This window comes from Micromonospora sp. LOL_014 (assembly GCF_048060245.1).
Taxonomy (GTDB): domain Bacteria; phylum Actinomycetota; class Actinomycetes; order Mycobacteriales; family Micromonosporaceae; genus Micromonospora_E.
Genome location: NZ_JBHMIP010000021.1, coordinates 118,302 through 129,375, shown reverse-complemented (window position 1 = coordinate 129,375; position 11,074 = coordinate 118,302). Strand labels below are relative to the sequence as shown.

Annotated in this window: 11 protein-coding genes and 1 pseudogene; 10 read left to right on the top strand and 2 right to left on the bottom strand. The window is 72.2% G+C overall.

Annotated features, from left to right (window positions below):
* Nucleotides 1-535 precede the first annotated feature (535 nt).
* Complete coding sequence (locus tag ACFHW1_RS19240) at nucleotides 536-922, bottom strand: hypothetical protein (RefSeq protein ID WP_416615871.1); 387 nt, start codon at nucleotides 920-922, stop codon at nucleotides 536-538.
* Nucleotides 923-1,279: 357 nt separating this feature from the next.
* On the opposite strand from ACFHW1_RS19240, the pseudogene ACFHW1_RS19235 reads away from it, so the two are divergent.
* Both ACFHW1_RS19235 and ACFHW1_RS19230 read left to right on the top strand, forming a co-directional pair.
* Nucleotides 1,280-1,948, top strand: a pseudogene (locus ACFHW1_RS19235) (Replicase polyprotein 1ab); the annotation flags it as partial.
* A gap of 2 nt (nucleotides 1,949-1,950) precedes the next feature.
* Entirely contained in the window at nucleotides 1,951-2,991 is a 1,041-nt protein-coding gene (locus ACFHW1_RS19230; RefSeq protein ID WP_416555033.1) for an HAD-IIA family hydrolase, read from the top strand.
* Between the two features lie 111 nt (nucleotides 2,992-3,102).
* On the opposite strand, the gene ACFHW1_RS19225 is transcribed toward ACFHW1_RS19230, so the two are convergent.
* Nucleotides 3,103-3,441, bottom strand: a complete 339-nt coding sequence (locus ACFHW1_RS19225; protein ID WP_278168800.1) for an SCP2 sterol-binding domain-containing protein — start codon at nucleotides 3,439-3,441, stop codon at nucleotides 3,103-3,105.
* 160 nt (nucleotides 3,442-3,601) lie between these two features.
* Here ACFHW1_RS19225 and ACFHW1_RS19220 point away from each other — a divergent pair, with 160 nt between their 5' ends.
* From ACFHW1_RS19220 to ACFHW1_RS19185, 8 genes are all read left to right on the top strand, one after another.
* Nucleotides 3,602-4,075 (top strand): phasin family protein, encoded by a 474-nt coding sequence (locus tag ACFHW1_RS19220; protein ID WP_416555035.1) that lies wholly within the window; start codon nucleotides 3,602-3,604, stop codon nucleotides 4,073-4,075.
* Nucleotides 4,072-4,350 (top strand): hypothetical protein, encoded by a 279-nt coding sequence (locus ACFHW1_RS19215; RefSeq protein ID WP_416555037.1) that lies wholly within the window; start codon nucleotides 4,072-4,074, stop codon nucleotides 4,348-4,350. Before ACFHW1_RS19220 ends, ACFHW1_RS19215 begins: the two co-directional genes overlap by 4 nt.
* Nucleotides 4,351-4,376: 26 nt before the next feature.
* Nucleotides 4,377-5,195 (top strand): TlyA family RNA methyltransferase, encoded by an 819-nt coding sequence (locus ACFHW1_RS19210; RefSeq protein ID WP_416568274.1) that lies wholly within the window; start codon nucleotides 4,377-4,379, stop codon nucleotides 5,193-5,195.
* A gap of 29 nt (nucleotides 5,196-5,224) precedes the next feature.
* On the top strand, nucleotides 5,225-6,121 hold the full coding sequence (locus ACFHW1_RS19205) for an NAD kinase (protein ID WP_278174477.1): 897 nt from the start codon (nucleotides 5,225-5,227) through the stop codon (nucleotides 6,119-6,121).
* A 47-nt stretch (nucleotides 6,122-6,168) separates the two neighbouring features.
* Complete coding sequence (gene recN, locus ACFHW1_RS19200; RefSeq protein WP_416615877.1) at nucleotides 6,169-7,926, top strand: DNA repair protein RecN; 1,758 nt, start codon at nucleotides 6,169-6,171, stop codon at nucleotides 7,924-7,926.
* Between the two features lie 96 nt (nucleotides 7,927-8,022).
* On the top strand, nucleotides 8,023-9,201 hold the full coding sequence (gene steA, locus ACFHW1_RS19195) for a putative cytokinetic ring protein SteA (RefSeq protein ID WP_416555041.1): 1,179 nt from the start codon (nucleotides 8,023-8,025) through the stop codon (nucleotides 9,199-9,201).
* Between the two features lie 50 nt (nucleotides 9,202-9,251).
* Complete coding sequence (locus ACFHW1_RS19190) at nucleotides 9,252-10,187, top strand: copper transporter (protein ID WP_416555043.1); 936 nt, start codon at nucleotides 9,252-9,254, stop codon at nucleotides 10,185-10,187.
* A gap of 26 nt (nucleotides 10,188-10,213) precedes the next feature.
* Entirely contained in the window at nucleotides 10,214-11,071 is an 858-nt protein-coding gene (locus tag ACFHW1_RS19185; protein ID WP_416555045.1) for a hypothetical protein, read from the top strand.
* Nucleotides 11,072-11,074: the final 3 nt, after the last annotated feature.

Sequence of the window (11,074 nt, the reverse complement as noted above, 5' to 3'; positions counted from 1 at the left end):
GCGCCGATGGTACTGCACTCGTGAGGGTGTGGGAGAGTAGGTCACCGCCGGACATCTTTACAGTTGAGGGCCGCTCCCTGCGGGGAGCGGCCCTCAACTGTGTCTGCCCGCCGTACTTCGGTTGGGCGGCATCAGGGAGGATGGAGTCGTGAACCCAACTGGGCAGGATGGCGACCGACCTCGCCGCGCCGACGAACAACCCGGTCGTTCCGGCGGCTTCAGCCGCGGCTACCGCCGCAGCCGGGACGACCGTGGCGACCGGACGCCGCGCCGGGACGACCACGACACCGGGCGGCGCGGTGGTGAGGGCGGTGCGGAGCGGTTTCGTTCCGACCGCCGGCAACCGTTCACCGGCGGTGCACGCCGAGGTGGTGCCACCGGTAATGACGGTGACCGCCGCCGAGGCGGTTGGGACCGTGACCGCCGACAGCCCGACGACCGCAGGGCCGGTGGTCGTGACCGTGGCTACGTGCGCCGTGACGAGTCCGGCGCAGGCCGAGAGCCGTCCGGGTTCCGTCGGCGCGACGACAGCGCATCACGGCCACACCGGGACCGACGCGGCGACTGGGAGCCGGCCCGCCGCCGTGACGACGACCGCCGGGGCGGCCGAGGGGAACCCGGTGGCGCTGCGGGGGACAGAAGCGGCGGTTCCCGCGGGGGGCGTAGGAGCTGGTCCGACGACGGCCGCCGCAGTGAACCCCGCGAGGACCGAGGCTTCCGCGGCGACCGCCGGACCACGGGTGGGGACGGTGGCGAGCGCCGGCCCGACCGTGGCGGATTTCCGACTGGGGGACCTCGCGCCCAGCGTGCTGACGGTGAGCGTCGGTTCGATGCCGGGCGGGGACGGGAGGACCGGCGCCTCGAGCAGCGGGGTGGTGACCGACGTACCGGGCAGGGAGAAGATCGGCGCGACCGTTCCCACGGTGATCGCCGGTCGGGCAGCTTTCCGACCACCGGCCGACCGGCCGACCGGAGAAGTCCTCGGTCCGAGGATCGGCGCCCGCACTCCGGTGACGCCGCCCGGTCCCGTGCCGACGGCGCGCCGGGGCAGTTCCGCAGGCGTACGGACGGTCCGACCGACCGGCCCTTCCGACGGGCATCGTCGGACCGTTCCGCGGATGCCTCCGCCGCGCCGTACCGTCGGCGCGACGAGGACGGTGCCGACCGCGTGGCCGAACGTACGCCGCCGCCGGTGTTGTCCGACGATATCCTCGCCACCGACCTGCACACCGAGATCCGGGCCGAACTGCTCGGACTGGCCCGGCCGGTGGCCGACACGGTGGCCCGGCACCTCGTCGCCACCGGCCAGCTGCTCGACGAGGAGCCGGAGACGGCGCTCGCCCACGCCTTGGCGGCACGTCGGCTCGCCGCCCGCATCGCGGCGGTACGGGAAGCTGTCGGCTTGGCCGCGTACCGGGCCGGGCAGTGGCAGACCGCCGTCGCCGAACTCCGGACCTATCACCGGATGACCGGACGTCAGACGCACCTCGCCGTACTGGCCGACTGCGAACGCGCCCTCGGCCGGCCGGAGCGGGCGATCGACATCTACCGTGGCGCGGATCGCGCCGGCCTGGACCCCGCCGCCGCCATCGAGCTGTTGCTGGTCGCCGCAGGTGCGCGTGGCGACCTGGGGCAGCCGGCCGCAGCGGTGGCGATGCTGCAGGTCCGGGAGTTGACCGTGGAGTCCGCCGAGCCCTGGGTCTGCCGGCTCCGTTACGCGTACGCCGACGCGCTGCTCAGCGCTGGGCGTAAGGACGAGGCTCGGGAATGGTTCGCCCGGGCGGCCGAGGCCGACGAGGAGGCGGCAACTGACGCGACCGAGCGCCTTCTGAAAATCGACGGCGTGCTGCTGACCGAGGACGAGACGGACGACGAAATCGACGACGAGCCGACCGCCACGTCACACCCCGGCGGCTCACCTCACCGAGGCGCGGAAGAAGACCGGCCCCGATGACCCGAACCTACGACGCTACCGCTGTCCGCTGCGGGCTGTCCGCCGCATACGACCTGGTGATATTTGATCTCGACGGGGTGATCTACCTGATCGACCGGCCCATCCCCGGGGCGGTCGAGGCGGTGAATCGGCTGCGGCAGGCCGGCCTGCCGGTCGCGTACGCGACGAACAATGCCTCCCGGCGTTCGGCCGACGTCGCCAAGCTGCTCCGTGACATGGGGGTGCCGGCCACTGCCGACGAGGTGGTGACGTCGGCCGGTGCGACCGCCGCGCTGCTGGCACAGCAGTACGGTCCAGGTGTCAAGGCGCTGGTCGTGGGCGCGGACGCGCTGCGTGACGAGCTCACCGAGGCCGGGCTGGCGCTGGTCGCGTCGGCCGATGACAAGCCCGCGGTGGTGGTTCAGGGGTACGGCCCTGGGATTGGGTGGGCCGATCTGGCGGAGGCATCGGTGGCGATCCGGGGCGGAGCCGACTGGGTGGCGACGAACACCGACCGGACCCTGCCCAGTGCCCGGGGACCGCTGCCCGGTAACGGCTCGCTGGTCGCCGCGCTGCGCACGGCGCTGAACCGGGAGCCGGACCAGGTCGTCGGCAAACCGGAACCGGGTTTGTTCGTCAGTACCGCTCGACGTGCCGGTGCCGGTCGGCCGCTGGTGGTCGGTGACCGGCTGGATACCGACATCGAAGGGGCGAACCGCGCCGGCATGGCGAGTCTGCTCGTGCTGACCGGGATCAGCGACGCTCGGGAACTGCTGGCCGCCCCGCCGGCACGCCGGCCGACGTACTTGGCGGCGGACCTCGCCGGACTGTTCGCGACCGACGACGCCCGACCGATCGACGACGGGCCGACGGATGGTGCCGGGTGGCAGGTGCACCGCGACGGCTCGGCGGTGCTCGTCCTCGACGGCACCGGCGGTGACAGCGTGCAGGCGCTGCGGGTGCTCTGCCAGCACGCATGGCAGGGAGACCCGGTGACCGAGGTGCGATGTGAGTCCGCCGCAGCCGAGTCTGCGCTGCGTGTCCTGGCGCTGGCGTGACCCGACGTGCTGGGGTGGTTCGACGCCGGGCCGCAGCCTACGCTGACCGGGTACCGGGTCGCCGGGCGAGCCGGGCCGGCGGACGCGGACCTGGCCACGGAGCGGGTTGGCTCACAGCAGCTTCCGGAGCTTCAGCAGGTCGAACGGGCTGGCGCTGACCGACAGCCGTCGGGCCGCCAACGCGCGACCTACGTCGAGGTCGCCGCGGACCAGCGCGAGCAGGTCGTCACTGCCGATGTTCATGGCGATCTTGGCCTTCGGGTCGTCCCCGTCGGCGAGGTCGACGAGACGACCGTCGGTCAGCCGTCCGTGGAACGCGGCGCCGAGATCGGTGATCCGGCAGGCGAGCGTACGGTCCAGGTTGACTCGTTCGCGTACCTGGTCGGCGTTGCCCTCGAGCCGGGTGGCGAGCTCCCGCAGCGCCTGCCGACATTCGTCGACGCTGGCCACAATCGCACCTCCCGGGCTTCGCGGCGGATCGCGGTGCCCGGCCGGGCACCGCGACCGGTGGTCGCACCACCGGTGTTCAGCACAGGCACCGTACCGCACTGCGGCGTCGCGTCCCGGTAGCGTGTCAACCGAACATTCTCCGCGGTGAAGGAGTCGGACCATGCGTGACGCCTGGCGGGCGTACCTGGAACTGGCCCTCGGCGTGACCGAGGCGTCCCGGAAGAAGGCCGAGCAGACTGCGCGGTCGTTGGTCGGCAAGGGCGGGGCGACCGCCGCCCAGCTGCAGGCGGTGGCGGAGGACCTGCTGTCGGCCGGCACTGCGAACCGTGAGTCACTCACCCGGCTGGTGCGGGCGGAGGTGGACCGGGCGCTCGGCGCAGTGGGCCTGGTCAAGGCCGAGGAGGTCGTGGCGCTGCGGGACCGGATGGATCGGCTGGAGGCCGACATGGAGCGGACCCGGAGCCGGGCGGCCGCCGCCACGGCCGAGGCGGCGATTCCGCCGCCGGCCAAGAAAGCCGCGGCGAAGAACACGGTCGCGAAGAAGGCAGTGGCGAAGAAGGCCGTCGCCAAGAAGGCCCCGGCCAGCAAGACGGTGGGCCGCAGATCCGTCGACGGCTCGGTGGGTGGGCAGTGACCGGCCCGGTGCCGGGGCCCCCACCCGGTAACCAGGTCTCGCCGACCCCGCCCGGCGCGGCCGCCGCGTCGGGCACCGCGGCGGTGGACGGCGCAGTCGACGGTACGGACGTTTCCGCCGGCAGTACCGTTACCCGGACCGGGCACCCGGCGGTCGACGCGGCCATCGAGGCGGTCCGTAACGCCGCTGGTCTGCCGCCGGCCGACCAGATCGTTCAGTACGAAGCGGCGCACGGCACCCTGCAGGAAGCTCTCGCCACCATCGACCAGGCCTGACCGGCCGAGATCCTCCCCGGAGTCGCATGGCACGCCGTAACCGCCTCGATGTGGAGCTGGTCCGCCGCGGACTCGCGCGGTCCCGTGAACAGGCCGCCGAGTTGATCGCGGCCGGGCGGGTGGAAGTGCGCGGCGTCGCCGCCGCCAAGGCCGCCGCGATGGTCGATCCGGCGGAGGCAGTCCGGCTCCTCGGCGGGAACCCGGTGGACGGGTACGTCTCCCGGGGTGCGCACAAGCTGACCGGCGCCCTGGCCGGCACCGAAGTCGCGGTCGCCGGTCGGCGTTGCCTGGACGCCGGGGCCTCGACCGGCGGCTTCACCGACGTGCTGCTGCGGCGTGGCGCGGCCGAGGTGGTCGCGGTGGACGTCGGCTACGGACAGCTGGCCTGGTCGCTGCGGGGCGATCCACGGGTACGCGTCCACGAACGGACCAACGTCCGTACCCTCACTGCCGACCGGATCGACGGCCCGGTCGGGTTGACCGTGGCGGATCTGTCGTTCATCTCGCTGCGGCTGGTCCTTCCCTCGTTGGTCGCCTGCACCGAGCCGGACGGCGATCTGTTGCTGATGGTCAAGCCACAGTTCGAGGTCGGCCGGGAGCGGGTCGGTTCCGGTGGCGTGGTGCGCGATCCGCAGTTGCGCGCCGAGGCGGTGCTCGCTGTCGCGCAGGCCGGTGCCCAGCTTGGCTTCGGCGTGTCGGCGGTGGTCGCCAGTCCACTACCCGGCCCGCGGGGCAACGTCGAGTTCTTCGTCTGGTTCCGGGCCGACGCGCCGCCCGTCGACCCGCTCCGGGTGCGGGCTATCGTCGACGCCGGTCCGGCCACGGAAGAAGGTGGAGCGCGGTGAACGCGACAGTCCCGACCGGCGGGGCGCCGATGGCCCCCCGCGGTGCCAGAGCGGCGCTGCTGGTCACCCACACCGGTCGGCGGCGCAGCACTGACCATGCCCGGACCGTCGCCGCCGATCTGATCGAGGCGGGTTTCGAGGTACGGGTGGTCGCCGAGGAGGCCGACGATCTGGATCTGCCCGGGGTGCAGCCGGTCGGTGGTCCGGCGGCTGCCGACGGGGTGGAGATCGTGTTCGCGCTCGGCGGTGACGGTACCTTCCTGCGCGCCGCGGAGCTGGCCCGTCCGGCGAAGGCCCCGCTGCTCGGGATCAACCTCGGCAAGGTCGGGTTCCTTGCCGAGGCCGAGATCGGTGATCTGGACCGGGCGGTCCGGCAGGTGGTGGCCCGTGACTACACAGTGGATGAACGGTTGACCCTGGACGTGCGGGCCGAGCTGGAGTACGGCGTCACCATCGACTCGTGGGCGCTGAACGAGATCAGTGTCGAAAAGGGGCAGCGCGCCCAGATGCTGGAGCTGATGGTCGACGTGGACGGCCGACCGTTGTCGCGCTACGGCGCGGACGGGGTGGTCTGCGCTACGCCGACCGGATCGACCGCGTATGCGTTCTCGGCCGGCGGTCCGGTGGTGTGGCCCGAGGTCGAGGCGCTGCTGCTGGTGCCGATCAGCGCGCACGCGCTGTTCAGCCGGCCGCTGGTGACCGCGCCGAGTTCCACCTTCGTCATCACCGTCGACCCGTACACCACGTTCGCGGTGCTGTGCTGCGACGGCCGGCGGGTCTACGACCTGCCGCCCGGTGCGCGGGTGACGGTCCAACGGGGCGACCTGCCGGTGCGGGTAGTCCGGCTGCATCCGCGCCCGTTCAGTGACCGTCTGGTCGCCAAGTTCGATTTGCCGGTCAACGGTTGGCGGGGTAACCGGCGCTGACCGCCCCGGGTAGTCAACGTCGCGGCCCGCTACTACTGTCGGTGGCTGTGCTGGAAGAGCTGCGCATCACCGGGCTGGGCGTCATCGAGGACACCACGCTGCCGTTGACCGGCGGCATGAACGTGATCACCGGTGAAACCGGGGCAGGCAAGACGATGGTGGTGACCGGGCTAGGGCTGCTGCTCGGTGGCCGGGCCGACGCCGGGCGGGTCCGAGCGGATCCTGGCCGGGCGGTCGTCGAGGGCCGGCTGCGGCTGGTCGGTGCCAGTGGAGCCGTGGTGCGTGAGCGGGTCGCAGACGCCGGAGGCGAGCCTGACGAGGACGATGTTCTGCTGCTCAGCCGTACGGTGACCGCCGAAGGACGGTCCCGGGCGCACGTCGGCGGCCGCGGCATGCCGGTGTCGGTGCTGAGCGAGATCGGTGCCCAGGCGGTCGCCGTGCACGGGCAGTCCGACCAGTTGCGGCTGCTGCGCCCGGCTGAGCAGCGCGCGTCGCTGGACCGGTTCGCCGGGGCCGACCACGACAAGCTGCTCGCGGCCATGCGGGAGACGTACGGTCGGTGGCGCCAGGTCAGCGACGATCTGGCAGACCGGCGGCGCAACGCCCGCGAGCGCAACCAGGAGGCGGACCTGCTCCGGCTGGGTCTCGACGAGATTACCCGGGTCGATCCGCAGCCGGGCGAGGAAGCCGCGCTCAAGGCCGAGGCGCAACGGTTGGAGCACGCCGAAGGGCTGCGTACCGCCGCCCAGCTCGCCGCCCTCGCTCTCGCCGGCGGCACCGAACCGGCCGACGACACGCCGGACGCGACCGGTCTGCTCGGCACCGCCCGCCGGTCGCTGGAGGCACAGGCCGGCGTGGACCCGACGCTCGGTGAACTGGCGGCCCGGGTGACCGAGGCGGCGACGTTGGTCGGCGACGTGGCGGCGGAGCTTTCCGGGTACCTCGCCGCGCTGGACGCCGACCCACAGCGTCTGCAGGTGGTCTACGAGCGGCGGATGGCGCTGCGCGGGCTGACCCGCAAGTACGCCGACGACGTGGACGGGGTGATCAGCTGGGCGGAGCGGGCCCGGTCCCGGCTGGCCGAGTTGGACACCTCCGACGAGCTGCTGGACGAGCTGGACCGGGAACGTGCCCGGCTGGCCGACGAGGTGGCGGAGCTGGCGGCCCGGGTGTCGGCGGCCCGTCGGCAGGCGGCGGCGCGTTTCGCCGAGCTGGTGAGCGTGGAGCTGGCCGGGCTGGCCATGCCGCACGCCCGGATCGAGGTCGCGGTGCTCGTCCGGCCGGCGGGCCGGGGCGAACCGACGCTGACCGTCGACTGTGTCGACGCCGGCGTCGGCCCGGACGGTGCCGACGAGGTCGAGCTGCGGTTGCTGGCGCATCCGGGCGCGCCGCCACTGCCGTTGCAGCGGGGTGCCAGCGGCGGCGAGCTCTCCCGGGTGATGCTCGCCATCGAGGTGGTGTTCGCCGGAGCCGGCGGCCCGCCGACGTTGGTGTTCGACGAGGTCGACGCCGGAGTGGGTGGGCAGGCCGCGGTGGAGATCGGTCGTCGGCTTGCCCGGCTTGCCCGTAGCCATCAGGTGCTGGTGGTGACGCACCTGCCGCAGGTGGCGGCGTTCGCCGACCGGCATCTGGTGGTGGCGAAGGACACCGGGGGAGCGGTGACGACCAGCGGCGTGCGGGTGGTCGAGGACACCGACCGGGCGCGGGAACTCGCCCGGATGCTCGCCGGGCTACCCGACTCGGATCTGGGTATCGCGCACGCGGAGGAGCTGCTCGCGGTCGCCGCCCGCGATCGACGGGGTTGACCTGCCGGAGTCGGCCCGGTGTGTCTGACCTGCCGGCAATGGCACAGCGGGCATGTCGTGTCGGTGTTCACCGCCCAACATGCCAGGATGGTAGGGATGCGTCTACCCACCTTGCGCCGAGCTCGTAATCCCGAGCCCGGAACGATCTCCGGCACGGCTCGGCTCGACCGCCGGACGAAGCGTCTTGCCGGTCGGCTCCGGTCAGGTGACATCGCGGTCATTGACCACGTGGACCTGGATCGGGTCGCGGCCGACTCGTTGGTCGCCGTCGGCGTGGCTGCGGTCCTCAACGCCAAACCGTCGGTCTCCGGCCGGTACCCGAACCTCGGTCCGGAGGTGCTGATCCAGGCGGGTATCCCCCTGGTCGACGGCCTTGGTGAGGACGCGTTCGAGAAGATTCGCGAGGGCGACACGGTACGGGTCGACGGCGCCGAGGTCTTCGTCGGCGACGACCGGGTGGCGTCCGGGGTACGCCAGGACGCGGATTCGGTCGCCAAGGCGATGGCCGAGGCCAGGGAAGGACTCTCGGTCCAGTTGGAGGCGTTCGCCGCCAACACGATGGAGTACCTCAAACAGGAACGGGACCTGCTGCTGGACGGGGTCGGGGTACCGGACATAGAGACCAGGATCGCCCGCCGGCACTGCCTGATCGTGGTCCGGGGTTACGACTACAAGGCAGACCTGGACGTGCTGCGGCCGTACATCCGGGAGTTCAAGCCGGTGCTGATTGGTGTGGACGGGGGAGCGGACGCACTGGTCGAGGCCGGCTACACCCCCGACATGATTATCGGGGACATGGATTCGGTCACCGACGACGTGCTGCGCTGCGGCGCCGAGGTGGTCGTCCACGCCTACCGCGATGGCCGGGCGCCGGGCATGGACCGGGTCCGTGAACTCGGGGTGGAGGCGTTGACCTTCCCAGCGGCGGCGACCAGTGAGGATCTCGCCATGCTGCTCGCCGACGAGAAGGGCGCGTCGTTGATCGTCGCGGTCGGTACCCACGCCACGCTGGTCGAGTTCCTCGACAAGGGGCGGGGCGGGATGGCCTCCACCTTTCTGACCCGGTTGAAGGTCGGCGGTAAGCTGGTCGATGCCAAAGGGGTGAGCCGGCTGTACCGGCAGAGCATTTCCGGCTCGTCGTTGCTGCTGCTGGTGCTCTCCGCAATCGCCGCCATGGCGTCCGCCGTGGCGGTTTCCACGGTCGGTAAGGCCTATCTCGGGGTCGCATCCGAGTGGTGGGACAATTTCGTCTTCCAGGTGGGTCAGCTCTTCTAGCGCGGACGAAACTACTGGTCAGCGCAGACGGATCGGAGAAGGCGGCAAGTGTGATCAACTTCCGTTACCACGTGGTGTCGCTCACCGCGGTGTTCCTCGCCCTGGCGATCGGCCTCGTGGTCGGCACCGCTGCGCTGAACGGCCCGGTTGCCGATTCTCTGAGCGACAACGTGAATGCGCTCCGCAAGGACAACACGCAGTTGCGGGAGACCGTCAACTCGCTGCGCGAGGAGGTCAACCGTGAGGAGGACTTCGTCGCCGAGGCCGCGCCGATCCTGCTCGCCGACAAGCTCGCCGGTCGCCGGCTGCTGGTGGTCTGTCTGCCCAGCGGCCGGGACCATGCCGAAGGCGTGATGGCCGCGCTCGACCTCGCCGGAGCGACGTTGACCGGTCGGATCGACGTGCAGGACAAGTTCGTCAACCCGGACAACAGCGTGGAGTTGCTGGCGCTCGCTACGGCGGCGGCCCGGCCCACCATCCCCACCGCCGGACTGCCCGGTAACAGCGACGGGGTGGAGACCTCCAGCGCGCTGCTGGCCAGCGCGTTGGTCGACCGAGAGGAGCCGCCGGCAGTCGAACCGGCGGACCTGGCTGCGCTGCTCGACGCGTACGGCGACGCCGGCTACATCACCGTCGAACATGAGGTCACCGGACCTGCTGAGGCGGTCGTCGTGGTCAGTGGGCAGCCGTACGTCGACCGGGACGCCGCCAAGAAGGACGCCGCGGTGGTCACCATGGTGGTGCAGTTCGACCGGGTCAGCCAGGTCGTGGTGGCCGGGACCGGCTCCAGCGACGGGAACCTGATCTCCGCGGTCCGCAACGACCCTACGCTGACCCAGTCGATCTCGACCGTCGACAACGGCAACACGACCGCCGGCCAGTCGGTGACGGCGCTCGCCGTGGCCGAGCAGTTCACCCTCGATCAGGCCGGGCATTACGGGCTCGGCGCGGGTGCCACGTCGTTGATGCCGAAACGTCCTGAATAGCACCCTGTCGACGGAGTGAACCCCTGATGCCGAATCGTCACCCGCTGGGCCTGTTGCTGCTCGGTGCCGCCGGTGCCGTCGCCGCCCGCGTCGCACTGCGAACCGCCAAGCGGGTCGCACCAGGTAGCGGATTGGAGCGCACCAACTTCCGGGGCCGTTCGGTGAGCCTCGCCGGCGGCCCGGCGCTCGCTACGGCCGCGTCGACCGCCGCCGCGTTCGGGGCCGCGAGCCCGCCTGCCGCCGCAGCGGCGCTGGTCGCCGGTGCCGGTGCCGGAGCGGTCGGGCTCTACGACGACATCGTCGGCGCCCGACCGGAGCAGCGGGCGGACAAGGGCTTCGCCGGGCATCTCTCGGCGCTGCGGTCCGGCCGGGTGACCAGTGGGCTGGTCAAGATCGTGGGGGTCGGCGCCGCCGCCACCGCCGCGGCCGCGCTGCTCGCCGCGGACCGTCGGGACACCGCCCGCCGACCGGTCACCCGGGCGGCCGACATGCTGCTCGGCGCCGGCGTCATCGCCGGCACCGCCAACCTGGTCAATCTGTTGGACCTGCGTCCCGGGCGGGCGGCCAAGGCCGGGCTGCTGATCGCCGCCCCGTTGCTGGCCGGCCCGACGGCGGGCACCGCTGCGGGGACCAGCGGCGCGGTGCTCGGACTGCTCCGCGACGATCTCGACGAGCAGGTGATGCTCGGCGACTGCGGTGCCAACGCGCTGGGTGCCCTGCTCGGGGTAGCTGTCGCGCAGCGTACCGGGCCGGCCGGACGCGCGGCCGTGCTCGCCGTGCTCGCCGGGCTCACCGCAGCGAGCGAGCGGGTCAGCTTTACCCAGGTGATCGCGCGCACCCCCGGCCTGCGTGAGCTCGACGCCCTCGGCCGCCGGACACCCTGACCA